Raw genomic sequence first — 23,875 nt, 5'->3', positions numbered from 1 at the left:
CATGATGCGCCTTGGACTGCGGAATCTGCTTCGAAGCCAACCCCGGCTGCTCATCGTGGCCCTGTTGATCGGCGTGCCTTTCTTTCTGCTGCTGGTAATGCAGGCCATCGGACAGGCGGTGGAACAGCAGACGGAGATACTGAAACAGAACGTCAACAACACCCTACAACTGCGCGCGCGCGGTGCCATGGGGCACGTCAATATGGTGGGCAATGAAGACATTTTGCCCCAGGATGCCCTGGAGCGCGTCAGGCAGGTCGAGCACGTGGCGAAGGTGGAACCTTATCTGCTGGCGATGATGCCCACCGAATCAACGAACTTCGCCATGATCGTCGGCGTGACCCCAGGCGATACCAAGCGGCTAGAGTCCCATGGTGAAGCGGGCCATCCCCGGATCATTGCCGGGCGGGACCTCACCGAGGCAGACCGTGGTCAGAGGGTCGCCATCGTCGGCCAGGGATTTGCGAAGTGGGCCGGCATCGCGCCGAAGGACCTCGACAAAACGACTTTTACCCTTGATCTGAAGCGGACCCATCCCGTCATCTTCGCGCTGAACCGTCCGCCCGCCACCCTCAAGATCGTGGGCATCTATGCGAGCGGCTACGTCTTCGGCGACATGCAGCTCTTCATGCCGATTGACACATTCCGTGAGATCTACGGGGTCCCCGCGGGCATCTCATGGCTGTTCGTCAAGGCCGACTCCGCCGAGCATCTGCCGCAGGTCGAACAGAAGCTAAGGGCCCTGCTTGGCGACGTCGCGGACACGATCGCGCCCACCAACGCGGCCGAATTCCAGAATACCGCCACCCGCGCGGTGTTGCGCCTGACGGAGGGCGGAATCATGCTTTCCGCGCTGCTGATGGTGATCGTGGTCTTCTTCGTGATGCTCCTCGTCGTTCGCGAACGCGCCTGGGAGATCGGCACGTTCAAGGCGCTGGGGGCCTCGAACGGCGGCATTGTTCTAAGCTTCCTGACGGAGGCACTCGCACTTTGCACCGTCGGCGCGCTGTTAGGGACGCTGCTCTTCAGCGCATGGGGCGGCCAGGTCGCCCGACAGGCCTTTGGCTTGGGCGTGGCGCCGTTCCTACCGGCGCAGTACAAGGATTCGCTCAGCAACGCGCTCACCCTTGCCCCCGATATCGGCCTCAGGACCGTCGGACTTCTCATCCTTGTCTGCATCGTGGCGGCATTGGCCGGGAGCGCCTGGGGCATCCGACAGATCGTCAGGCTTTCCCCGATAGAGGCGATTCGCCATGAATAACCCAACAGCCATGACCGACCGCAAGACGTCGATCGCGCTGCGCGGCGTGAGCAAGCTTTACCGGAAGGGCCAGGAGAGCGTGAGCGCGCTTGACGGGATCGAGCTTGCGATCGCCGAAACCGGCATGGTCGCGATCGTGGGCCCAAGCGGGAGCGGCAAATCATCCCTGCTGCACATTATCGGAGCGATGGACCGCCCGACCCAAGGGGAGGTCATCGTCGCAGGCCAGTCGTTGAATACCCTGCCCGAGGCGGGCCTGGTGAGCTTCAGGCGCAAGACAGTAGGTTTCGTGTTCCAGAGTTTCAACCTCATTCCCAACCTGAGCGCGTTAGAGAACGTCATGCTGCCGATGGAGTTCAACGGCGTGCGGAGTGAAGAGCGGCATCGGCGTGCCAAGGATCTGCTGGACAGAATCGGCCTCGGCGCACGACTAACCCACAAGCCGCGTGAACTCTCGGGCGGCGAGCAACAGCGTGTGGCCATTGCGCGGGCGCTGGCCAACAACCCGCCCGTCGTCCTGGCCGATGAGCCGACCGGGAACCTGGACTCCAAGACGGGCCAGATGATCTACGAACTGCTGAAAGGGATCGCGCAGGAACGGACGGTCATCGTGGTGACCCACGCCGAGGCGCTGGCCCAGATGGCCGATCGGGTCTTGCACATCAAGGACGGAACATTGGTGCCTGACGTGCCATCAGCGGCACGGGGCAGCCCATATCCCGAACAAGTGGGAGGAACGAACGATGTATAAAAGGCTCGCCTTGACGGCGTCGCTGGCCTTGTGGCTCATCGGGAGCGGGTTTCCTTCGATTGGATTCGCGCAGGGGAGAGTTGAAGGCACGGTCGCCAGTACGAAGCTCACGTTCTGCGACTTCAAGCCCGGTGGCTGCGAGGGAAGCCTCGTGCTGGAGACGAACGTAGCTGGCAAACCGGGCCAGATGGGCATCAAGGTTCCCAGAGGCACGCTGATCAAGAAAGGTAATGACTTCGTTTATTTACCTACGTTACGCGGCAATTACATTGCTGTCGCCTATGTCCTGGAGAAAGGCGAGCCAGTCGCTAAATCGATTGAAGTGCTCAAGACGAGCAAACCTTGAGCCAGACAGTCTTTCCATTGGATGATGAATGATGAGATCAGCAGTCGCCGGAAACACGAGGCCACCAGCCGTTGTCACCAACACCGCCGGCCGCGCGCCGGTCGCTCGCGGGAAGCGGAAGCCAGCCGATCGACCCGACAATGCCCCCCAAAGCGATACGATGCTCACGATCGGCAAGCTCGCGAAGCTTGCACAGCTCAGTACCGATACCCTCCGATTCTATGAGGAAGAAGGCCTGTTGCTGCCCGCCAGAAAGACGGAGGCAGGTTACCGACTCTACGGTGAGGATGCGGTACGGCGGCTGAACTTCATCAAGCATGCCCAGCAGTGTGGCCTGGCGCTATCTGAAATCCGCCAACTACTGGAACTGAAGAGTCTTGACTGCTCCTGCTGCCAGGATGTGCGCAGCCTCGCGATCCAGAAGAAGCTTCAGCTCGAGGCCAAGATCAAGGCGATGAAAGCCATGTCGCAAGCCTTGAGCGAGTTGATCGACATCTGTACGGTTGAGGAAAGGCCGCTAGAGGAATGCCCGATTCTCGCCGCGCTGGAATCGAGCCTTTCAGAACAGAAGCGCAAAGCCAAATGAACGGAATAGTTGCCATGAGTATCAAGGTCGAAGTCTTCTCAGCGCCGGGCTGCGGCAATTGTGACCAAGCCCGGCAAATCCTGAAAGCCGTCGCTGCGGAATTCGGCGAGGATCAGGTGGTCTGGCGTGACGTGAACATCCTGGAGGAAATGGACTACGCGGTCGAGCTTGGGGTGCTGGTGACACCGTCGATCGCGATTGACGGCGAACTCTTGTTTCCGCAACTACCCAGCGCCGCCAAACTGCGCGAGGCGTTGGCACGGCGATTGGGGCAGATGCTGCCGGACAGCGTCCCAGCATACGCAAACCTATAGGAAGAGCTTAATGGATATCGAGGCATTGCGAAGCACGCTGGAGCAGGCCAGCCTAGCATCGCTGGGCGTGGGGTTCTTGCTGGGGTTCGTGTTCACCTTCAACCCGGTGGCGCTGGCCGCGATTCCGGTGGCGTTGGCCTACGTCACCAAAGCACACGAGACGAAAACGGCGATCAGGTATGGCGCCATGTTCATCCTCGGGATGGTCCTCACCCAAACGCTGTTGGGGCTGGCCGCCGCCCTGGGCGGCCAATGGGTAGAGAGGGTCATTGGGCGTGAATGGGGAGTCGTGCTGGGACCGGCGCTGATCCTGCTCGGGCTTATGTGGCCGGGATGGATCAGACTGCCCTTGCCATCACTTCCCGTTCGCGCCAAAAGAGTGGGCAGCAGTTGGGGCGCGTTCGTCCTTGGTGCCCCCTTTGCCGTCGCCGTCTGCCCAGCCTGCACGCCGGCTATGGTGATCTTACTCGGCATCGTTGCGGTGATCGGGTCTCCGTTGTTCGGCGCGACCCTTTTATTCTCGTTCGCGTTGGGCCGTGCCGTGCCTATCATCGTCGGCGCGGTGACCTTGGGCCGGCTGGAGAGCCTCGCTGTGCTGAAGCGTTACCAAAAAGCCTTCGAGATCGCCGGCGCGATCGTGCTGATTCTTTCCGGCCTCTACATGCTGAATGCGTATTTCTTCATCGTTCCCGAGCTAGCGGCCTGAAGGTGAACTGGTGCGCAAACTGGAGCTGTCCAATGAGTCGACAAACTGGCCGAGATGCGATCGCATCCTTGCCATCGGCGACGATATCCACCACGCCGTCGAGCAAGGTGACCAACTTCTCCATCTGGGCGCGCTGGCGAGACTGGATACGCTCCATCTCGTCGCGGGCCCGCTTGTGAATCGCCCCCATGCGGCGGATAAACATTTCCGCGAGATCGTCGCGGGTGCGCACGCGCATGTGGTTGAGCAGCGCCACGATCAGCGTGTAACGCTTCTCGGGTAGAGTTTCCTTGAGGTTGGCGGCATCCAGGCTCATCGCTTGGCTCGCCAGTGAGCGCAGCTTCGAGCCTGGAACGCCAGCCAGCGCCCGAGAGAAGTCGCCAAAGCCGTCGAGCCAGGCGCCGCGCGTGGCGCTTGACGTTGTTGTAGACGGTCTGGCGGGTGGCAAACTCCCGGACGAGAAGTTTGTCAAACTTTTGCCGTTCCTCATCCGACAAGCGTCTTGTCACGCGCCGAAGCAATGCGGTTTGCGTGCGAGTGTGAATCTGCTCGGCAATGACTATCCAGGGTGGAGAATGCCGGCAGTTCGACCTGCTGCAGGACCAGTGCATCAATGGTGGCGTTAATGATATCCACCGGCTGATCCATCGTCTCCGCAGCTTCGCGCGCGGCACGGATCGTTACCTCGTTGGCATCCGTGCCGATATACGGCTGCACGCCAAGGAATTCGCGCACTGCCGTGTAGTGCCGGAACAGCGTGGGGGAAAGCTTACGGTCATAGCCAAAATGCGTACCGGAATCCAGACCGGCGCTGGCACGCACGTGGTCGATCACGGCCGTCGGTACCGTATCCAGATTGGGAAAGTAGTGCAGTTGCTGGAAAACCTTCAGCAGGACCAACAGGCCAAGTCGGGAACCTTGTCCGCGAGCGAACCGGTTAGCCCAGTCCAACTCTTCGGCATCCGGCGTATAGCACGTCTGCAACCTTTTGGTCGAGAAGACCTTCGGGAAACGCGGGTAGGCGGTACGCTCGACGGTGGCCATACAGGATCTCGGCAATCGCTGAAGGGCCAGCCAGTCTAGCCGAGGGCGATAACCGAAATCCAGTGATTTCTTATAACTACGAGAAATGCAAATTCAAATCTATATAACTAGGCTTATGATAGCCGATTGACCGCATCTTGGCATGACCCCTCCTTGGCGCGCGAAGCGTCTGCCTCCTCATGGGCTTGCCAATATCGAATCGTCACACTCTTGTAAGCGAGGCGCTATAGCGTGGTAGCCCCCAAGGGAGGGCGTGCGATGGAAAGTATTGCTGGGCTGTTGGAGAAGACAGATGCCGGACGCCAGGAAATAGCGGCGCGAACCGGTTCACTGGACCGCCGGCACCGCGCGCTTCTTATCATGGTGGATGGCCGAACCAGCGCGGATGACCTTCTTGAGCGGACCAGACTACTTGGACTCGAAGCCGATGCGGTGCTTCAGCTTTTGCGAGTGGGATTATATCCGGCTTGTCGCTGCCTCAGCCAATGCGCTTGCTGTCAAGTCGATGGTCGGAAATCAGTCGCAAGCCCGTGCAGCCTAGACGTGCGGCCGAGAAACGTTCCCTGGTCACGGCAAAGATGTATCTGATGGACATCATGGCACAGACATTCGGTACACCAGACAATTCCATCAGAATGCGTTTGATTAGTGCGGCTGATTTGGCGGATGTTGAGCAATCCTTCGAAGAGTTCCTTGTGGTGCTGCGCGGGATGGCCAAGCCGTCCATGGTGGCTCATATCGAGAAATCCTTCCGCGGCCTGCTGCCGATTGGCAAAGGAAATCAGGTCGGCTGATAACGCCTAGGTATGGCGCCACTGCACGGTCCCTCGTGTGTTGGACTCTTGAGTTGAGTCATATTTCCAGAGCTTGCGCTTATGCGATATTTCCGGTATCGTGGAAATATGGAAGAAAACGATATTGTCCGCTCCCTTGCAGCTTTGGCTCACGGTCTTCGCCTCCAGGTCTTCCGGATGCTGGTTGTCGCTGGCCCGGGCGGTTTGACGCCCGGCGCGATCGCCGAGCGGCTGGATGTGCCGGCCGCTACCTTGTCGTTTCACCTGAAGGAACTGGCTCACGCCAGCTTGGTAACGCAAGAGCGCGACGGACGAAATGTGATCTACCGTGCCGCTTTTGAGCATATGCATGCATTGCTCGGCTACCTCAGCGCCAATTGCTGCGAGGGCGTCAAAGAGGAAGAGGCGGCTTCCTGTCAATGTTGATGGAGATATCCTGATGAAGCGCTTTCACGTTCACGTCCATGTCGAAGACTTGGACAAGAGCATTGCCTTCTATTCCAAACTGTTTGCCGCCGAGCCAACGCGGGTGGAGAGCGACTATGCAAAGTGGATGCTCGAGGATCCTCGTATCAACTTCGCAATTTCCACGCGCGGCCAAGACTCCGGTGTCGATCACCTCGGCTTCCAAACGGATGATGCCGCTGAGCTTGCCGAGCTCAAGGCGCGCGCCGAGGCGGCCGACATGGCGCTGCTGGACCAGGGCGAGACTACATGCTGCTACGCCCGCAGCGAAAAGCACTGGGTGACCGATCCCCAGGGCATTGCGTGGGAGCACTTCCATACGCTGGGTGACGTCCCCGTGTTCGGGGAAGGCAAGGCTGAAGCGGCCGCCACGGAAGGCTCTGCCTGTTGCGCGCCGCGTGCGCCTCGCGGCAAGCCGATCGGCGTCGCGGTGAAATCCAACTCGTCATGCTGCTAAGGACCCGCCATGAGGAATAGTGCGTACAACGTCCTTTTTATTTGCACCGGCAATTCAGCCCGCTCCATCCTTGCCGAGGGGCTGATGAACCATCTCGGGGATGGCCGCTTCCGTGCCTACTCGGCAGGCAGCCACCCGACCGGAGCCGTCAACCCGTTCGCGCTGGCGGCGCTGGCAAAGCTGGGCCTGCCGACAGACGGGTTTCGCAGTAAGAGCTGGGATGAATTTGCCCGGGACGGCGGGCCGGTGCTCGACTTCGTCTTTACCGTCTGCGACAAGGCCGCCGGTGAGGTCTGCCCGGTTTGGCCGGGCCAGCCGATGACCGCGCACTGGGGGGTAGCGGATCCAGCGGCGGGCGATGCGTCCGACGAACGCCGGCAAAAACTGGTCCGCGAAGCGGCGGTGATTCTCACGCGGCGAATCGAGTACCTGCTGGCTCTCCCCATCGATAAGCTGGATGCCGTCGGCCTGCAGCACGCCGTGCGGGACATCGGGCTACGCTGAAACAACTCTGAAACTTGAACTCTCCATGACCACCAACGTTCTGATCCTGTGCACCCACAACTCCGCTCGCAGCGTGCTGAGCGAAGGGATGCTCAACCATTGGGCCAAGAAGCTCGGCAAGGATGTCCGCGCCTTCAGCGCCGGCAGCGCACCAAGCGGGCGCCTGAATCCGTTCGCACTCGAAGCACTGACGAATGCCGGTGTCGATGTGGCTGGCTACCGCAGCAAGAGCTGGGACGAATTTGTTGACGACAACGCGCTGGAAATGCGGATCGTGATCACTGTCTGCGACAGCGCCGCGTCCGAGCAGTGCCCCTATTGGCCGGGCAGCCCGGTCAAGGTGCACTGGGGCTATGCCGACCCGTCCAATGCCCTGGGCGGCGACGAGGGCAAGCGCCTGGCATTCGAGCTCACGCGCGAGGCCATTGGCTACCGCATGCTGCAACTGCTGGCACTGCCGCTGGAGACCATGAGCAACGCGGAACTCCAGGACGCGCTCAACGCGATCGCGAAAAACTGAAGTCCGGTCCGGGGCATTCGCAAATCCCGGCGAGGAATCATCCAATGAATCAAAACGCAACTACACACGCCCCCATTTCGACCAAGCCGGCCATTGGCTTCTTCGAACGCTACCTGACCATCTGGGTGGCCCTGTGCATCGTCGTCGGTATCGCGCTTGGACAGGCGATGCCAGGTGTATTCCAGGCGATCGGCAGCATGGAGTACGCCCAGGTGAATCTGCCGGTCGGCATCCTGATCTGGATCATGATCATCCCGATGCTGCTGAAGATCGACTTCGGCGCGCTGGGCCAGGTGAAATCCCACTGGCGCGGCATCGGCGTGACGCTGTTCATCAACTGGGCCGTCAAGCCGTTCTCGATGGCGCTGCTCGGCTGGCTGTTCGTGCGACACCTGTTCGCGCCGATGCTGCCCGCCGAACAGCTCGACAGCTATATCGCCGGGCTGATCCTGCTGGCCGCGGCACCGTGCACGGCGATGGTGTTCGTATGGAGCCAGCTCTGCAAGGGCGATCCGTATTTCACGCTGTCGCAGGTGGCGCTGAACGACGCCATCATGGTGGTCGCCTTCGCGCCGGTGGTGGCCCTGCTGCTGGGCCTGTCGTCCATCACTGTGCCGTGGGACACGCTGCTGACTTCTGTCGCGCTTTACATCGTGGTGCCCGTGGCGATCTCGCAGGTTCTGCGCAAGCTGCTGCTGAGCAAGGGCGTAGCACACTTCCAGCGGGTAGTGCGCAAGCTCGGGCCGTTTTCCATCGCTGCGCTGCTGCTGACGCTGGTGCTGCTGTTTGCCTTCCAGGGACAGGCCATCATCGAGCAGCCGCTGGTGATCGCACTGCTGGCCGTGCCCATCCTGATCCAAGTGTTCCTGAATTCCGGGCTGGCGTACCTTCTCAATCGGAAGCTCGGCGTAGCGCACTGTGTGGCGGGCCCGTCCTCGCTGATTGGCGCCAGCAATTTTTTCGAACTGGCGGTGGCAACGGCGATCAGCCTGTTCGGCTTCAAGTCAGGAGCGGCGCTGGCAACGGTGGTCGGCGTGCTGATTGAAGTGCCTGTCATGCTGCTGGTCGTCGGTATCGTCAATCGGACGCAATCCTGGTACGAGGCGGGGGCCAAGGCCTGACGCTCTGCACAGGACAAAACAAGAAGAACCCGCTCAACGCCCGGCTCTGTTCCGGGCGTTTTTGTGTCGCGCCCAAGGAGGGCCCGGTATGCGTAGCGCCATTGGCAGCAACCAAGAGGCCGCATCACCCGTTCCAACGGTGCGGCTTACCGTGGTGATCCCTGCTTTGGGGATTGCACAGATCGCATCGTGGGGCAGCCTCTACTATGCGTTCGCGGTCTTGTCCGGGCCAATCCAGGCCGAGCTGCAAATCGATCAACCGGTTCTTTTCGGCGCCTTCACCATGGCGCTGTTGGTATCTGCATTGACCGCGCCTCGCACAGGGAAAGCGATCGATCGCCTTGGCGGTAAACGCATCCTGTGCGCTGGCTCAATCACTGCAGCGCTGTCTCTGGGGGTGCTCGGGCTCGCCAACAACGTCCCGACCGTCTACGTCGCCTGGATACTGGCGGGACTGGCCATGCCCATGGCGCTGTATGATCCCGCCTTCGCCACACTGCACCAGCTCGCCCCTGATCGATATCGCAGGAGCGTCTCAGCCCTGACTCTTTTTGGCGGCTTCGCGAGTACGGTGTTCTGGCCGATTACCGCGTATCTGAATGCGGAGATCGGCTGGCGCATGACCCTTGTGGCGTTCGCCGCTTTGCAGCTCGTTATCTGCCTCCCCCTGCATGCGTTGGTGCTCCCCACATTTACCCGCAGTGCCGCGCCAGACGTGCAGGGCGAGACCAAGGGGCCGTTGGCCAAAGGTGCTGACATGACACCGGGTATCCGCTTCTACCTGCTAGGCGGTGCGTTTGCCGCCGCGCTGTTTGTCTTCGGCGCTTTGTCAGTCCATCTGCTGAGCTTGTTGCAGCTCGGTGGTCTTACGGTCGCGCAGGCGGTGATGGTCGCGAGTGTCATCGGGCCAATGCAGGTAACGGGCCGCATGCTGGAGTTGGCGCTATCCAGCCGGTTCCGTGCGAGCCAGGCGGGACGGTTTTCCCTGGCGCTGCTCTGCCTCGCTCTAGTGCTGCTTTCGATCACCGCCGGAAGCGTTGCCGGCGGATTTGCCTTCGCAGCGCTTTATGGACTGAGCAATGGTCTCCTGACGATCGTCAGGGGAACGCTGCCATCGGATCTGTTTCCATCCTATCCCGTAGGCAGCTTGCTCGGGCGGTTGGCCAGACCAGGGTTGCTGGCAATGGCGCTGGCGCCGCTGTGCTATGCATTTGTGGCCTCGAGCGGAGCGACGTTTGCATGGCGAGCATTCGCGTTGTCAGGCCTCGCCGCGCTCGCGTTGGTATTGCTGTTTGCGGCGACCTGGAGACACGGCGCGTTTGCCAAGCTGCTCGCAACCCGCGACAGCTAAAAGTATCTAGCAGGGCCGTTCATGGTCGATTCGAATGGGCCAAGTTTATTCAGCCAATAGCAGGTATGCCTTTTCGAGCAATTGCTTGCCCCGCTGCCTGCGAGCCAATGCTTCCAGGGTGCGGAGAAGGTACTCAGCCAATTCCAGATCGCCTTGCCGGCAAGCCTTGGTGAATAGGACAAAGACCTCTTCGTGCAAGGTTGGATGACGCCAGTTTTCCATTCTGCATACTTCCATCTTGGGCCCACCCCGACTCCTATACCCTGACTATGGACCTTCCCAATAGGGCAAGGTCAAGCCATCCGCCATCCCTCGGATATAAGTCGATATTTCCGGAATCGTTTAATTGAATTGTCACCAAAGCGACGTCTGCGCTTCATGCTTCGGACATATCTTGAGACTCCTAACCCACAGGAGAGCCTGAAATGAAGAAGCTGCCAACATTCGTCGCACCCGATACGGATATGGACGACATCGGCCACAACCATGTCGCCAATCCCACGTTCGACGAGATCCTTGCCGCCCGCTTCAGCCGGCGAGGGATGCTGAAGGCCGGGGTCGGCGGCGCGGCAGCCGCACTGCTTGGTTCGATTTCCCTAACGGCATGCGGTGGCGATGATTCCGAACCCGCGCCGGCGCCGACCCCTGGCGGCGCGCCAGCACCGGCCCAGCCGCAGCAGCTTCTGCAGTTCGGCGCGGTGCCGAAATCGCTGGCCGACACGCTCTCGGTACCCAACGGCTACACCGCGCGGGTCCTGATCGCAGTGGGCGACCCGCTTGGCGCCAGCACGCCGGCATACAAGAATGACGGGACCGACACTGATTTCGAGCTCCGCAACGGCGAGTGGCACGACGGCATCGAGTTCTTCGGGCTCAACACTGCTGGCAATGCGCCGGATCGCACGACTTCCGAGCGCGGCCTGCTTGGCATGAACCACGAATGGGTGTCGCAGCAGTTCCTGCACGCGAACGGCCCGACGGCAGCGCCCCGTCCGGCAGCGGAGGTCGACAAAGAAATTGCTGCGCTGGGCGTTTCGATCGTCGAGGTCGCGAAGGGTAGCGCCGGCTTCACGTATGTAAAGGGCTCGGCGTTCAATCGCCGCATTACCGCTGCCACCGCGATCGATATCACTGGCCCGGCGCGAGGCAACGCGCTGATGGCCACCCGGTACTCCACCGATGCGACCGTCACGCGCGGCACGCTCAACAACTGTGGCACCGGTCAGACGCCGTGGGGTACGCTGGTCACCGGTGAAGAGAACTGGTCTTCGTTCTTTGCGCGCGCGTCGGGCGACACCACGCGCGATGCGAAGTCGGCGTACGCGCTCGGCCGCTACGGCATCACGCCGGGAGTCGTCGGGGCGTACCAGTGGGCATCGGTTGCCGGCGGCGGCGATCTGTACGACCGCTGGGACGTCAGCGTCAAGGCGGGCGCTGCGGAGCTGGACTACCGCAATGCGGCCAACACCTTCGGCTATGTGGTCGAGATTGACCCCTACAATAAGAGTTCTCGCGCCCGCAAGCGCACGGCGCTCGGCCGCTTCGCGCACGAGAGCGCCGCGGTGTCGCTGGCGGTGGAAGGAAAGCCGCTCGCCTTCTATATGGGTGACGATTCGCGCAACGAGTACATTTACAAGTACGTCTCGGCGGCGGCATGGCAGGGGTCCGACGCCACTGCGATCGATCGGCTCGCTGTGGGCGACAAGTACCTGGACAATGGCAAGCTGTATGTCGCCAAGTTCAATGCCGACGGCACCGGCGAATGGATCGAGCTGGCCATCAGCAACCCGGCAATCCAGGGCTACGGTGCTTATACCTTTGCTGACCAGGGAGACGTTTGCATCCATAGCCGGCTGGCTGCCGACGCCGTGGGTGCGACCAAGATGGACCGCCCGGAATGGTGCTCGGCACATCCGCGCACCGGCGAGATCTACTTCACGCTCACTAACAACAGCAACCGGCGTGCCGCGCCGTCCAGTTCATCTCAGGTCGCCGTGGACGCGGCAAATCCTCGCGCCTATACGGATATGAAGGGCTCGACCACACAGTCGGGCAACGTAAACGGCCACATCATCCGCCTCGCGGAAGCCGACGCGAACCCAGCCTCGATGACGTTCAAGTGGGATATCTACCTGTTCGGCTCGGAGGCCGGCGCTGACGCGGCGACCATCAACCTGTCCGGCTTGACTGCTGCCAATGACTTCTCCAGCCCTGACGGCCTGTGGTTCAGCCCCAAGACCGGCGTCTGCTGGATCCAGACGGACGACGGCGCGTACACCGATGTCACTAATTGCATGATGCTGGCAGCGCTGCCCGGCAAGATCGGTGATGGCGGCAACGTGACGCTGACCTACAACGTTTCGGGTGGCACCAAGTCGGTGACCACGCCGGTCGGCAAGAAAGCGGCGGAGTCGACGCTGAAGCGCTTCCTGGTCGGGCCGTCGGGTTGCGAAGTGACCGGTGTTGCCGAAACGCCTGACGGCAAGACGCTGTTCATCAACATCCAGCACCCCGGCGAGGAAACCGCTGTGGCTGACCTTGCCACGCCGTCCAAGTATGCAAGCCACTGGCCGGACGGTGGCTCTGCACGCCCGCGCTCGGCCACGGTCGTGATCACCAAGGATGACGGCGGCGCTATCGGAAGCTGACAGCCATTTGTCGAGAAATCCCTGGACGGCCAAATCGTCCAGGGCACGCGATGGTCAAGCTGTCTGCGCTTCTGTGGCGAGATCGCGTTTGGCCGCTTTGGCGGCCGCTTCCTTGCGCTCGCTATAGCGGTCGGTCAGGTAGTCCGACTTGTCGCGCAGCAGCAGCGTGAATTTGTAGAGTTCCTCCATCACATCCACTACGCGGTCGTAATAGGACGACGGCTTCATGCGGCCGGCCTCGTCGAACTCCTCATATGCCTTGGGTACGGATGACTGGTTCGGGATGGTGAACATCCGCATCCAGCGGCCGAGCAGTCGCAGCGTATTGACCGAATTGAACGACTGGGAGCCTCCGGACACCTGCATCACAGCCAGCGTGCGCCCTTGTGTCGGCCGGATACCCGCACTCTCCAGCGGCAGCCAGTCGATCTGGGTCTTGATCACGCCGGTAATGGCGCCATGCCGCTCTGGACTGCACCAGACCTGGCCTTCCGACCATTCGGAGAGCTTGCGTAGTTCGACTACCTTGGGATGGTCTGCCGCCGTCGCATCAGGTAACGGCAGGCCGCGCGGATCGAAGATCCGTGTTTCGGCACCCAGGGTGCGCAGGATGCGGGCGGCTTCCTCGACCAGCAGCCGGCTGTACGAACGCTCGCGCAGGGAGCCATAGAGCAGCAGGATGCGAGGGGCCTGGCCAGAAAGCGGCTGCGACAGGCGTTCCGCTGAGATTTCGTGGAACTGCGACGGGGCAATGTTGGGAAGCGTATCGATCATCGTGACTCCTTTTATTCGATGATACTGCAATTATGGAAGTGTGGTCTTGTCGAGGGCCGGCATAGTATGTGTCCATCGCCATGAAGGGAAAGGAAGCCATGAGGCTGCGCCACGCCACGACGGATGACCTGGCTGCCATCGAAGCACTACTGCTGGCCTGCGCCCTGCCCGTGGTGGCAGTGGCCGAGCATGTGGAGAACTTTCTCCTTGCCGAGGGTCCGAAGGGCGAACTCCTCGGGTGCGCAGGACTGGAGTACTACGGCGATTCGGCGCTGCTGCGTTCCGTCGCTGTCGCCCCAGACGCCCGCAGCACGGGCGTCGCGGCGGGCCTGGTGGGGCCCCTGCTTGAGGAGTGCCGGTTGCGCGGCATCCGTTGCATGGCCCTGTTGACGATCAGTGCCGAGTCGTACTTCGCGCAGCATGGGTTCACGCGCGTAGAGCGCAGCGCTGTGCCGCCGCGGCTGCTGGAGTCGAGCCAGTTTCAGGGCGTATGCCCCGCTTCCGCGACGGCGATGCTCAGGCTGTTGTAACTCAGGCCGACTCGGTGGCAGCGCGGCGACGCTTTGCCGCTACCGGCTTGCATTCCGCATTTGCCACGCCGCAGGCCTCAGGATGCCCCTCGCAGCAATGCTCCATCAGGAACGCAATGAGCTCGTTCATTTTGTCGAACTGAGCCCGATAAATCACAAATTTGCCTTCCTGAGTGTTCTTGATCAGGCCTGCATGAACCAGTTCTTTCAGATGGAAGGACAAAGTGGCGGGCGGTACACCAAGAGCTTCGCGAATCCGGCCCGCGCTGACGCCATCCAGGCCGGCTTGGACAAGCAAGCGGAAAATCGCCAAACGGGAATCCTGGGCAAGTGCAGCGAGCGCTGCTACGGCGTTTTCATTCTTCATTTCTCGAACTGTAGAGGTATTGGCGGGGTCGGCGCAAGTTTGAGCGGCTGAGGTTTCACGCGAGTGTCATGAACCGTCATACAGCTGTCATATTTCTGCTCCATGATTCGATATGACTAGATTTCTGGAATCATAGTTCCTAATCTGGCCCTGTTGATCTTGCCCATACACACAGACCCAAGGGAGTTCCAAATGCGCTTCACCCCCCATGCCGCCGTCGCGGCGGCCGCGTTTGCCATCGGTTCGCAGGCCGCCCACGGCCAAGCCATCGTCAAGATCGACGGCTCCAGCACTGTCTATCCCGTCACTGAAGCGGTTGCTGAAGACTTCCAGAAGGCCAAGAAGGGGGCCACCAAGGTCACCGTCGGCATCTCTGGCACGGGCGGCGGCTTCAAGAAATTCTGCCGCGGCGAGACCGACATTTCGAACGCGTCGCGCCCGATCCTGAAGCAGGAGATGGAAGCCTGCGCGCAGACCGGCGTCAAGTACTACGAACTGCCCATCGCATTTGACGCGCTGACCGTAGTCGTCAATCCGAAGAACACCTTCGTCAAGCAGCTGACGGTCGAGCAGCTCAAGAAGATGTGGGAGCCGGCCGCGCAAGGCAAGGTCACGACCTGGAAGCAGGTGGACCCGTCGTTCCCGGATACCCCGCTGAAGTTGTTCGGCGCGGGCTCGGACTCTGGCACCTTTGACTATTTCACCGAGGCCATCGTCGGCAAGGCCAAGTCTTCGCGCGGTGACTACACCGCCTCGGAAGACGACAACGTGTTGGTCCAAGGCGTTTCGCGGGATGTGAACGGGATCGGTTACTTCGGCTACGCCTACTACGAAGAGAACAAGGGCAAGCTGAAGGCCGTGCCCATCGTCAATAAGAGCGGCAAGCCCATCGCGCCTGCCGCCAGCGCGGTGCTGGACGGTTCCTACAATCCGCTCGCCCGCCCGATCTTCATCTATGTCAACGAGAAGTCGTTGGACAAGCCGGAGGTCAAGGAGTTCGTGGCTTACTACCTGCAGCACGGCGCCCGTCTCGCTGCGGAAGTGAAATACGTTCCGCTGCCGGCCAAGGCCTATACGACCGCGGCGGACCATCTGGCGAAAAAGAAGCTGGGCACCGTGTTCGGTGGTGAGCCGGACGTTGCGGCGACCATCGATTCGCTGCTGGCTCGCGAAGCCAAGCTGTAATCGGTTGCCGGGCGCGGGCAAGAGCTCGCGCCCTGTCTTAACGCTCGCGCGAAGGCCGACATGCCAGACCACTCACCCGCCACCGCAACCTCCAACGTATCGGCGCTCGGCCTGACGCCGCACGCGGTTAGCGATCGTCTCGCCAAGAAGGCGTTCCGCAATAGCAGGGAGCGCTTCATTGAATCCATCCTGTTCCTTGCTGCCTCGGTATCCGTGCTTGCGACGCTGGGTATCGTCTGGGTCCTGGTCAGCGAGTCGGCGCACTTCTTCAGCAATATCCCCATCAGACAGTTCTTTACCGACACCCTGTGGACCCCGCTCTTTGCCGATCCGCGATACGGCATCCTGCCCCTGTTGCTGGGCACGCTGACGACCTCACTGGTGGCGCTGGCGGTCGCCATTCCGCTGGGTACCACCATTGCCATTTACCTGTCTGAATTTGCCAATCCGGCGTTGCGGGAAGTCATCAAGCCGTTCCTGGAACTGCTGGGTGGCATTCCTACCATCGTCTACGGTTACTTCGCACTGACGGTGGTCACGCCGCTGCTCCAGGTACTTTTCCCTTCGCTGCCCGGCTTCAACATGCTGTCCGCAGGACTGGTGATGGGCATCGCCATCATCCCGTACGTCAGCTCCCTGGCAGAAGATGCCATGCGAGCGGTGCCAATGAACCTGCGCGAAGGATCGTACGCAATGGGCGGCACCCGCTTCCAGACCGCCTGGCGGGTCGTGGTCCCCGCGGCGCTGTCCGGCATTCTGTCCGCCTACATCCTCGGCATCTCGCGCGCCGTGGGCGAAACCATGATCGTCGCGGTCGCTGCCGGCATGCAGCCGAACTTCACGATGAATCCGATGGAGCCGGCACAGACGATCTCGGCCTACATCGTCCAGGTGGCACTGGGTGACCTGCCGCACGGCTCCATCGGCTACCAGTCGATATTCGCCGCAGGCCTGACGCTGATGTTGATGACCTTGCTCTTCAACATCCTGGGGCACATCATCCGCCGCCGCTATCGCGAAGCCTATTGACGAGTCCGCCATGCACCAGCCAGCACTCGACGCGATCCGCGTCGTCATCAAATCGAACAAGCGGTGGGATCTCTTCTTCGCCATCGCCGGCTTTTTTGCACTTCTCATAGGGGTCCTCACGTTTGCCGCCCTGTTCCTGCAGATGGCGTACACCGGGTGGGAGCGTCTTACCCCTGAGTTCTTTACCAACTTCCCGTCGCGGCGCGCCGGGCAGGCGGGCATCCTGTCCGCTTGGGTCGGCTCCCTGTTGGTGATGCTCGTAACGGCGATCACCGCCGTACCACTGGGCATCGCCGCAGGAACCTACCTGGAGGAATACGCACCCAGGAACCTGGTGACCGATATCATCGAGATCAACGTCACAAATCTGGCGGGCGTTCCGTCCATCGTCTATGGCCTGCTGGCGCTTGGAATCTTCGTCTACGCCTTCGGCTTTGGGCAGAGTGTGCTGTCTGCCGGCCTGACGCTTGCGCTGTTGATCCTGCCTATTGTGATTGTGGCGACACGCGAAGCGATTCGTGCCATCCCTCAGCATATCCGCGAAGGCGCATACGGCCTGGGCGCGACACGCTGGCAGGTGACGCGGGACCACATCATTCCCTATTCCATGCCCGGCATCATGACCGGCGTAATCATCGGCATGTCGCGGGCCATCGGCGAAACGGCGCCGATCATCACCATCGGCGCACTCACCTTCATTGCGTTCCTGCCGGCGTCGCCCATCGACCCGTCGTTTCCGTGGCTCAACTTCGAATGGCTCTGGTCAGGCTTCACGGTGATGCCGATCCAGATGTTCAACTGGACGTCGAGGCCCGAGGAAGCCTTCCAGCAGAACGCCGCGGCCGCCGGCTTCATTCTGGTCCTGATGACGCTCTCCATGAATGGATTGGCCATCTGGATCCGCTATCGCCTGAGGAAGAACATCAAATGGTAAGCAACACCATGCCCCTGCAAGACCAGATGGGTTATGCGGCGCCGGCGCGCGGCACCGTTACGGAAGAACTCATGGCAAGTACGTTGGAGCCGTCGCCGGTGAAGGCCGCCGCCATCAATTTCAATTTCTACTATGGGTCTTTCCAGGCGCTGAAGAACGTGAATCTCCCCATCCAGGAGAAGCGCGTCACAGCGCTGATCGGCCCGTCGGGGTGCGGCAAGTCGACGCTGCTGCGGTCCTTCAACCGCATGCACGACCTGTACCCTGGGAACCGCTACGAGGGCGGCATCCGACTGTATCCGGACAACACCAATATTCTTGATCCGCGCGTCGATCCCATTGAGGTGCGCATGCGCATCGGCATGGTGTTCCAGAAGCCAAATCCGTTCCCGAAATCGATCTATGAGAACGTGGCCTATGGGCTACGGCTGCGTGGAGAGAGGACCCGCTCCCTGCTGGACGACCGCGTCGAGGAAGCGCTGCGTGGTGCCGCACTTTGGGACGAGGTAAAGGACCGGCTGCACGCGCAGGCCACGGCGCTGTCCGGTGGCCAGCAGCAGCGCCTTTGCATTGCCCGTTGCCTGGCTACCGATCCTGAACTTCTGTTGTTCGACGAGCCGACCTCGGCACTGGATCCCATCGCGACTGGCAGCATCGAGGAACTGATCAGCCAGCTCAGGTCTCGGGTCACCATCTTGATCGTTACCCACAACATGCAGCAGGCCGCACGCGTCTCGGATTTCACGGCCTACATGTACCTGGGTGAGCTGATCGAATATGGACAGACCAACCAGATCTTCCTGAAGCCCACCAAGCAGGCGACGGAGGACTACATCACCGGACGTTTCGGCTGACCTTGGGAGCGCCGTATGACCGAAAAGCATCTGTCCAGCCAGTTCGATACCGATCTCACGGACATCTGCACCGAAGTACTGCAGATGGGCGGGCTTGTCGAAGCGCAGGTCCAATCGGCGATACGCGCGCTGGAGACATTCGACGTTGCCTATGCCGACCAGGTGATTGCCGCGGAAGAGCGCGTCAATCGCCAGGAGATCGAGATCGACGCGCATTGCAGCAACATCATCGCAAGGCGACAACCGACGGCTCGTGATCTGCGGTTGCTGATGGCAATCTCGAAGTCGATCACCAATCTTGAACGCGCGGGGGACGAGGCATACAAGATTGCCAAGCGGTCGAAGCGCATCATCGGCGAGGTGGCGCGCTCCACCATTGACTTCTCTGAGATTCGCGTATCCGCGGCACTGGCGGTCGAAATGCTGCGCAAGGCCCTGGATGCGTTCGCGCGCCTCGACGCGGCGTCGGCGGCGACGATCGTGCGAGACGACCGCGCCCTGGACCAGGAATTCCGCGGCTTCGTGCGCAAGCTGATGAGCTACATGATGGAGAACCCGAAGCTGATCTCGGTCTCGCTCGACTATCTCTTCATCGCCAAGGCAATCGAGCGCATCGGTGACCATGCGAAGAACATCGCGGAGTTCACCATCTATATAGCCAAGGGCACCGATGTTCGCCACATCGGCCAGGACGCCCTTGAGCAAGAGGCAAACAAGCAATGAGTGGAAATCAAACTGCGATGACCAAGATGGCGCACAAGACAGTCCTCGTCATTGAAGACGAGCAATCGATCTGCGAACTCATCGCCGTCAACCTGCAGCATGCCGGCTTTATTCCGTTGCGGGCACACGACGCGAATACGGCGATGCGGATGATTGCGGAAGTCCTGCCCGATGTCATCCTGCTCGATTGGATGCTGCACTCGAAATCTGGTTTGCAGCTCGCGCGCGAATTGCGCGCGAGCGAGCGCACTGCCTCGGTGCCGATCATCATGGTTACCGCCAGGTCTGAAGAATCGGACACGATCATGGCTTTGGAAGCTGGTGCCGACGACTATGTCACCAAGCCGTTCTCGCCGCGAGAACTGATCGCGCGGGTGCGCGCAGTGTTGCGTCGACGCGCGCCACAACTCGCGGACGATGTGGTGGCGATGGGGCCGCTGAAGCTCGATCCTGTCCGTCATCGCGTGTACGTGTCAAAGGCTGATAGTGAAGAGCCGTTGGACACTGGTCCCACTGAATTCCGGCTGTTGCACTTCATGATGACGCATCCGGAGCGGGTTCACAGCCGCTCCCAGATCCTCGACAAGGTATGGGGCGATCACGTCTTCGTGGAAGAGCGGACTGTCGATGTTCACATCAAGCGTCTGCGCGCATGCTTGGCGAAGGCTGATCTCTCCGAACTGATCCAAACGGTGCGCGGCGCGGGATATCGGCTAACCGCCGAGGGTCTGCAGGACCATAGCGCGCCGCGCAAAACGTCCGGGACTGAGGCCAGGGTGTAGTCACCTGTTCCCGAAACGTCGCTATGCTGACAGTTCGTTGGCGAGCGATTGCGCCGTCGCCTTTGCCGAGCGCATCACGCCGATCAGCGTGGCAGAGGCAAAGCCCGTCCATTCGCCGTAGCCGACTAGCCACAGGCGTGGCTCCGCCAGCGACCGTGTTTCATTGACTTCGACGCGGCCATCCGGGCCGATGACCCCAAGGCTTTCAAGATGACCGAGCGCAGGCCGAAAGCCGGTACACCACACGATGCCTTCGAACGTCTCGACGCGCCCGTCCCCCCAGACAGCGCCGGTCTCGGTGAAGCGTTGCGGCATGCGCACGGATGTCAGCACGCCGCGTTCGCGGGCGTCCTTGACGGAGGGGATCATCACCACATCGCCCAGGCCGCCCGGAAGGTTCTCGACCTCGCGGCCATCCACCTTGGCCTTCCAGCGCTCGGTGGCGCGCTCGAACAAGACCCGGCCGTCGACGTCGTCAGGTAGGAACAGGGGCGGAGACTCATAGTTGCCCAGGTCGTCTCGGCCACCAGGGAAACTTCCGCCAGAATCTGGGCCCCCGAGTTGCCACCGCCAACGACAAGCACCCGCTTGCCGGCGAAGTCCGCCGGGCCCCGGTACTGAGCCGAGTGCAACTGTGCTCCACGGAATGTGTCCGCGCCGGGATAATGAGGCCAGAATGGGTGCCGCCACGTTCCTGTAGCACTGACAACCGCACTGGCAGAAAGCGCTCCGGAATCAGTTTGGACCAGTAGGGGCGGTCGGCTACCCGCTCTACGGCGTGGACAATTACCGGGCGCCTGACGGGAAGGGCATACCGTTGCTCGTAGGCGGCAAGGTAGTCGACGACATGAGCCTTTGACGGATACAGACCATCCTCGGCGCGGGGCATCGGCCATCCGGGTAGGGAACTCCATTGTGCCGGCGAGAAAAGGCGCAATGAATCCCAGGCGTGCTGCCAGGCGCCGCCGGGGTGGGGTCCACTGTCGAGCACCAGGAAAGAGAGACCCGTCCGGCGAAGAAAGTAGCTTACGGCGAGGCCGGACTGACCGGCACCAATGACGACAACATCAAGCATTTCCATACGAGGAAGGCATCTAGCGGATCAGTTGCCGACCATATCAGTTCCTCTTCCCAGATGGCGAATCACATCCGGAAGGAGATGCTCCGCATCCGGCCCGACTCCCCGCAGGGTCGCCGAGGCAAAGTTGCGCTGCCTTGGCAAGCCGACAAAGAACAGGCCAGGAACGTGTCGGGCAATGCCGCTGCGCTGCGCAACCAGGCCGTCGTTGCCCAATACTGGCAAGTCTCGCAGAAAAGAGAGGTTGGGACGAAAGCCCGTCGCGAATAGCAGGCTGTCGACCTTCTCATGTCGTCCATCGGGCCAGATCACCCCCTCGGACGTGACCCCCCTGAACATCGGTTTCTGCGTCACGAGCCCTTGCTTGATCGCATTCCGGTAGGTGCCATCGTCAAGCACGGGCGTGCTCTGGTCGTTCAGCCAACGTGTCTTCTCTAAGCCCGTCCACTTCAGCCAAGCGTGGAAGTCCACGCCAAGGATGCGCTGTGGGGCGAATCTGATGGGCTCACGCGTTGCCATGGTTACACGGCTGGCACAGGCAAGCTCGTAGGCGATCTGCACTGCCGAGTTGGCCGCGCCCACCACCACGACGTGCTGCCCGCTGATTCCAGCCGGGGCCCGGTACTCGGCGCTGTGCAGCACCCTTCCACGGAAGTCCTCCAGGCCCTGGATGTCTGGGATGTATGGCCGACTGAAAGCTCCGGATGCAACAAGCAGGGCCCTTGAGTGGAAACGCTGCCCGTTCGCCGCCCGGAGTTGGAACCCCTCTTCAAGTTTTCGCACCCGCTCGATCCGGGTATTCGGGCGAACCGGCAGCCGGAAGTGCGCGGCATAGTCCTCCAGGTAGCGTGACACCTCATCGCGTCGCGGGTAATGGTTCGCCGCCGCGGAAAATGGGAGACCCGGCAATGACGAGTAGGCCGCGGGAGAAAACAGACGGAGGCTGTCATAGTAGTTGCGCCAGTTTCCCCCAGCCTGCTGCTGTTCATCCACGATCAGGAACCGCAGGCCATGCTGCTTCAGGTGCCAGCCACTGGCGAGCCCCGCTTGGCCGGCGCCAACAACGATGACATCGAGGGGTTGGCTACTTTTATTCATGTTTGTACACATATGCACATAATGGATAAAAAATCATGCCGCCTGCTTGGGGCAGCACAACGGAGCAATCGTCTTGATCTGGTGAAGGATGTGCTCTAGGCGCGCGATGACGGCCTGGCCATTCACCTGGTAGAACACCTGCCTGCCAGTCTTCGTGGCACTGACGATGTCCGCGTGTAGCAACACCTGGAGGTGGCGGGACACCACTGAGCGTTCCTGAGGCAGGCCAGCCGCGATCTCATTGACGTCAGCACGTCCTAGTTGCAAGACTCGCTTGAGAACCGCAACGCGCGAGGGCTCGCAGAGCGCCTTGAAGAAGGCCTCATTCAGCGAATCGATGGCAGCGTCAATCGCTCGAGTGTGCGATGTAGTTGTCGGTGATGTGTTCATAGAGCAAAGTATATGTGCGCATATGCACACACGTAAAGCCTTTCGTCACCATATCAGAAGTCTTGTCGCTACCAGAAATTCTCAGTCACCTACCGTTCCTCTTACAGTAGCGACAAGTGTTGTCCGGAAATAGCAATTCCGTTTGAAAATCATTGGGTTGGCGGAGATGTGGCGGATTATTTTCGAATCCCGGCCGACCCTCTTGTTGCCGCGCTCGACCCGGAACCGGGCCGGTGGGCGGTGGCCAATGACGCTGCCCGTGACGGAAACGGCAGGCCTGACCGCTTCTTTGTCTTGGACTATGACCAGGCCGAAGATCTAGCCCGGCAGCAGTTGGGCTTGCCGCGCGGTGCGCGCAACCCGATCGTCGACACGGTTGTTGCTCATTGTGCCGACGGGCTGCAGATCCTGGATCCACAACGCACGTTCCTGGATGAAGGCGATCTGTACCGCCGTTACGTGTGGGCATACCGCGATCACGTCCTGCACTCGACTCCCGTTGAGCAGGTGCGGCGCGAGATCGGCCGGGATTGCAGAGCCCTCGACGCAGACATCCGCGAGTGGGAGCTACTGTGGGAGCGAGAAGGCCAATGGGTCGCCGACCTGGCCGGCAACTGTTTTGTTAATGGCAGCGACCGAGGTGGACTGGAAAACAATGGCGAGGTCTCCTTTGTCGCCCGGTTCCTGTTCGAGAAGCTGGGGCCGCGGGTCGTGGCCGTGCCGCCACGCATCTTCGTGAAAGCGTGGTCGTTCTACCCCAGCGACGTCATGGGGCCCGACCGGAAGCCCCGCGAGTATGAGGTCGAACTGGACCTCGCCGATATCAGCGTATGAAAGGAGCAAAGATGCGTGACGATCTCACCAACAAGGAAATGGACCACGCGGTTGAAGCGACAGAGGCTCGCACCCAGGTGGTCGTGCAGTTGAAGGCGACGCAGCCCCGGGAATACGAAGCGATGGTGTTCAACAACCACCACCCGGTGGGGTCGAAGTTTGTGACAAGACTGCCGGACGGCAGTGTGCCCACGATCCAGGTAATGGAGCCAGCGCGGGTAGTGAACGGACGGGTGGTGTTCCGCGCCAAGATCGCACCCGGCGAGTTCCTCTGGCTCGTGTGCATCAACATCGACGAGCGTTTCGAGCCCCTGGACTAAGTCTTGCCATGCCGAGGCTCGAAGTTGGGTACATCCGCACCGGGAGCCCGTCTGTCGCACTAACGGTCAGCGGCCGCCGGTGCTCGCCGCCGGGTGATTCCTGATGATG

Annotated in this window: 28 protein-coding genes and 2 pseudogenes; 23 read left to right on the top strand and 7 right to left on the bottom strand. The window is 61.1% G+C overall.

The features are described 5' to 3' along the window. Nucleotide 1: 1 nt before the first annotated feature. The 6 genes from ACW4E8_RS15885 (at nucleotide 2) to ACW4E8_RS15860 (ending at nucleotide 3,964) form a co-directional block, all read left to right on the top strand. A complete protein-coding gene (locus ACW4E8_RS15885) occupies nucleotides 2-1,261 on the top strand; it encodes an ABC transporter permease (protein ID WP_456805371.1) in 1,260 nt (419 codons plus the stop codon). Then, nucleotides 1,254-2,012: an ABC transporter ATP-binding protein gene (locus ACW4E8_RS15880; RefSeq protein WP_456805370.1), complete on the top strand. Its 759-nt coding sequence runs from the start codon at nucleotides 1,254-1,256 to the stop codon at nucleotides 2,010-2,012. The genes ACW4E8_RS15885 and ACW4E8_RS15880 overlap by 8 nt, the downstream gene beginning before the upstream one ends. Then, the gene (locus ACW4E8_RS15875) at nucleotides 2,005-2,358 is read left to right on the top strand and encodes a hypothetical protein (RefSeq protein ID WP_456805369.1); all 354 of its coding nucleotides are present in this window, start codon (nucleotides 2,005-2,007) and stop codon (nucleotides 2,356-2,358) included. Before ACW4E8_RS15880 ends, ACW4E8_RS15875 begins: the two co-directional genes overlap by 8 nt. A 160-nt stretch (nucleotides 2,359-2,518) precedes the next feature. Then, nucleotides 2,519-2,944, top strand: a complete 426-nt coding sequence (locus ACW4E8_RS15870) for a heavy metal-responsive transcriptional regulator (protein ID WP_456805368.1) — start codon at nucleotides 2,519-2,521, stop codon at nucleotides 2,942-2,944. Between the two features lie 14 nt (nucleotides 2,945-2,958). Continuing rightward, on the top strand, nucleotides 2,959-3,258 hold the full coding sequence (locus ACW4E8_RS15865) for a glutaredoxin family protein (protein ID WP_456805367.1): 300 nt from the start codon (nucleotides 2,959-2,961) through the stop codon (nucleotides 3,256-3,258). A 10-nt stretch (nucleotides 3,259-3,268) separates the two neighbouring features. Next, on the top strand, nucleotides 3,269-3,964 hold the full coding sequence (locus ACW4E8_RS15860; RefSeq protein ID WP_456805366.1) for a cytochrome c biogenesis CcdA family protein: 696 nt from the start codon (nucleotides 3,269-3,271) through the stop codon (nucleotides 3,962-3,964). Between the two features lie 55 nt (nucleotides 3,965-4,019). Here ACW4E8_RS15860 and ACW4E8_RS15855 read toward each other — a convergent pair. Then, nucleotides 4,020-5,008: pseudogene (locus tag ACW4E8_RS15855) on the bottom strand (DUF4158 domain-containing protein); the annotation flags it as partial. A gap of 587 nt (nucleotides 5,009-5,595) precedes the next feature. Between ACW4E8_RS15855 and ACW4E8_RS15850 the strand changes: the two are divergent. From ACW4E8_RS15850 to ACW4E8_RS15820, 7 genes are all read left to right on the top strand, one after another. Then, nucleotides 5,596-5,802 (top strand): hypothetical protein, encoded by a 207-nt coding sequence (locus ACW4E8_RS15850; RefSeq protein WP_456805365.1) that lies wholly within the window; start codon nucleotides 5,596-5,598, stop codon nucleotides 5,800-5,802. A 108-nt stretch (nucleotides 5,803-5,910) separates the two neighbouring features. Then, the gene (locus ACW4E8_RS15845) at nucleotides 5,911-6,228 is read left to right on the top strand and encodes an ArsR/SmtB family transcription factor (RefSeq protein WP_456805364.1); all 318 of its coding nucleotides are present in this window, start codon (nucleotides 5,911-5,913) and stop codon (nucleotides 6,226-6,228) included. A 13-nt stretch (nucleotides 6,229-6,241) separates the two neighbouring features. Beyond that, nucleotides 6,242-6,724: an ArsI/CadI family heavy metal resistance metalloenzyme gene (locus tag ACW4E8_RS15840; RefSeq protein ID WP_456805363.1), complete on the top strand. Its 483-nt coding sequence runs from the start codon at nucleotides 6,242-6,244 to the stop codon at nucleotides 6,722-6,724. Between the two features lie 9 nt (nucleotides 6,725-6,733). Then, a complete protein-coding gene (locus tag ACW4E8_RS15835; protein ID WP_456805362.1) occupies nucleotides 6,734-7,228 on the top strand; it encodes an arsenate reductase ArsC in 495 nt (164 codons plus the stop codon). Nucleotides 7,229-7,253: 25 nt separating this feature from the next. Next, nucleotides 7,254-7,748, top strand: coding sequence for an arsenate reductase ArsC (locus ACW4E8_RS15830; protein ID WP_456805361.1), 495 nt, complete (start codon nucleotides 7,254-7,256; stop codon nucleotides 7,746-7,748). 44 nt (nucleotides 7,749-7,792) lie between these two features. Next, entirely contained in the window at nucleotides 7,793-8,869 is a 1,077-nt protein-coding gene (gene arsB / locus ACW4E8_RS15825; protein ID WP_456805360.1) for an ACR3 family arsenite efflux transporter, read from the top strand. A gap of 88 nt (nucleotides 8,870-8,957) precedes the next feature. Further along, entirely contained in the window at nucleotides 8,958-10,220 is a 1,263-nt protein-coding gene (locus ACW4E8_RS15820) for an MFS transporter (protein ID WP_456805359.1), read from the top strand. A gap of 45 nt (nucleotides 10,221-10,265) precedes the next feature. On the opposite strand, the gene ACW4E8_RS15815 is transcribed toward ACW4E8_RS15820, so the two are convergent. Continuing rightward, a complete protein-coding gene (locus ACW4E8_RS15815) occupies nucleotides 10,266-10,442 on the bottom strand; it encodes a hypothetical protein (protein WP_456805358.1) in 177 nt (58 codons plus the stop codon). A 203-nt stretch (nucleotides 10,443-10,645) separates the two neighbouring features. Here ACW4E8_RS15815 and ACW4E8_RS15810 point away from each other — a divergent pair, with 203 nt between their 5' ends. Next, nucleotides 10,646-12,868, top strand: coding sequence for a PhoX family protein (locus ACW4E8_RS15810; protein WP_456805357.1), 2,223 nt, complete (start codon nucleotides 10,646-10,648; stop codon nucleotides 12,866-12,868). Between the two features lie 54 nt (nucleotides 12,869-12,922). On the opposite strand, the gene arsH is transcribed toward ACW4E8_RS15810, so the two are convergent. Beyond that, nucleotides 12,923-13,642, bottom strand: coding sequence for an arsenical resistance protein ArsH (gene arsH / locus ACW4E8_RS15805; protein WP_456805356.1), 720 nt, complete (start codon nucleotides 13,640-13,642; stop codon nucleotides 12,923-12,925). Nucleotides 13,643-13,710: 68 nt separating this feature from the next. Here arsH and arsN2 point away from each other — a divergent pair, with 68 nt between their 5' ends. After that, nucleotides 13,711-14,172: an arsenic resistance N-acetyltransferase ArsN2 gene (gene arsN2 / locus ACW4E8_RS15800; protein WP_456805355.1), complete on the top strand. Its 462-nt coding sequence runs from the start codon at nucleotides 13,711-13,713 to the stop codon at nucleotides 14,170-14,172. Nucleotide 14,173: 1 nt separating this feature from the next. Here the strand turns inward: arsN2 and ACW4E8_RS15795 are convergent, their stop codons facing one another. Next, nucleotides 14,174-14,539: an ArsR/SmtB family transcription factor gene (locus ACW4E8_RS15795; protein WP_456805354.1), complete on the bottom strand. Its 366-nt coding sequence runs from the start codon at nucleotides 14,537-14,539 to the stop codon at nucleotides 14,174-14,176. 192 nt (nucleotides 14,540-14,731) lie between these two features. On the opposite strand from ACW4E8_RS15795, the gene ACW4E8_RS15790 reads away from it, so the two are divergent. The 6 genes from ACW4E8_RS15790 (at nucleotide 14,732) to phoB (ending at nucleotide 20,046) form a co-directional block, all read left to right on the top strand. Then, entirely contained in the window at nucleotides 14,732-15,724 is a 993-nt protein-coding gene (locus tag ACW4E8_RS15790; RefSeq protein WP_456805353.1) for a PstS family phosphate ABC transporter substrate-binding protein, read from the top strand. A 60-nt stretch (nucleotides 15,725-15,784) separates the two neighbouring features. Continuing rightward, nucleotides 15,785-16,753 (top strand): phosphate ABC transporter permease subunit PstC, encoded by a 969-nt coding sequence (gene pstC / locus ACW4E8_RS15785; RefSeq protein ID WP_456805352.1) that lies wholly within the window; start codon nucleotides 15,785-15,787, stop codon nucleotides 16,751-16,753. Between the two features lie 10 nt (nucleotides 16,754-16,763). Beyond that, a complete protein-coding gene (gene pstA, locus ACW4E8_RS15780) occupies nucleotides 16,764-17,687 on the top strand; it encodes a phosphate ABC transporter permease PstA (protein WP_456805351.1) in 924 nt (307 codons plus the stop codon). A 71-nt stretch (nucleotides 17,688-17,758) separates the two neighbouring features. After that, nucleotides 17,759-18,541: a phosphate ABC transporter ATP-binding protein PstB gene (gene pstB / locus ACW4E8_RS15775; protein ID WP_456805492.1), complete on the top strand. Its 783-nt coding sequence runs from the start codon at nucleotides 17,759-17,761 to the stop codon at nucleotides 18,539-18,541. Nucleotides 18,542-18,556: 15 nt separating this feature from the next. Continuing rightward, a complete protein-coding gene (gene phoU / locus ACW4E8_RS15770; RefSeq protein ID WP_456805350.1) occupies nucleotides 18,557-19,264 on the top strand; it encodes a phosphate signaling complex protein PhoU in 708 nt (235 codons plus the stop codon). A gap of 26 nt (nucleotides 19,265-19,290) precedes the next feature. Next, a complete protein-coding gene (gene phoB / locus ACW4E8_RS15765) occupies nucleotides 19,291-20,046 on the top strand; it encodes a phosphate regulon transcriptional regulator PhoB (protein WP_456805491.1) in 756 nt (251 codons plus the stop codon). A gap of 21 nt (nucleotides 20,047-20,067) precedes the next feature. Here the strand turns inward: phoB and ACW4E8_RS15760 are convergent. The 3 genes and pseudogenes from ACW4E8_RS15760 to ACW4E8_RS15750 form a co-directional block, all read right to left on the bottom strand. Further along, nucleotides 20,068-21,127: pseudogene (locus ACW4E8_RS15760) on the bottom strand (ArsO family NAD(P)H-dependent flavin-containing monooxygenase). Between the two features lie 21 nt (nucleotides 21,128-21,148). Next, complete coding sequence (locus ACW4E8_RS15755; RefSeq protein WP_456805349.1) at nucleotides 21,149-22,222, bottom strand: flavin-containing monooxygenase; 1,074 nt, start codon at nucleotides 22,220-22,222, stop codon at nucleotides 21,149-21,151. A gap of 33 nt (nucleotides 22,223-22,255) precedes the next feature. Beyond that, nucleotides 22,256-22,612 (bottom strand): ArsR/SmtB family transcription factor, encoded by a 357-nt coding sequence (locus ACW4E8_RS15750; RefSeq protein ID WP_456805348.1) that lies wholly within the window; start codon nucleotides 22,610-22,612, stop codon nucleotides 22,256-22,258. Between the two features lie 168 nt (nucleotides 22,613-22,780). Between ACW4E8_RS15750 and ACW4E8_RS15745 the strand changes: the two genes are divergently transcribed. Further along, the gene (locus tag ACW4E8_RS15745) at nucleotides 22,781-23,446 is read left to right on the top strand and encodes a hypothetical protein (RefSeq protein ID WP_456805347.1); all 666 of its coding nucleotides are present in this window, start codon (nucleotides 22,781-22,783) and stop codon (nucleotides 23,444-23,446) included. Nucleotides 23,447-23,457: 11 nt separating this feature from the next. Beyond that, complete coding sequence (locus tag ACW4E8_RS15740; protein WP_456805346.1) at nucleotides 23,458-23,766, top strand: hypothetical protein; 309 nt, start codon at nucleotides 23,458-23,460, stop codon at nucleotides 23,764-23,766. Nucleotides 23,767-23,875 lie beyond the last annotated feature (109 nt).

The sequence above is a fragment of the Cupriavidus sp. CP313 genome (assembly GCF_054072015.1).
Note: the sequence above shows the minus strand (reverse complement) of the source record. Positions and strands in the feature narration are given on the sequence as shown.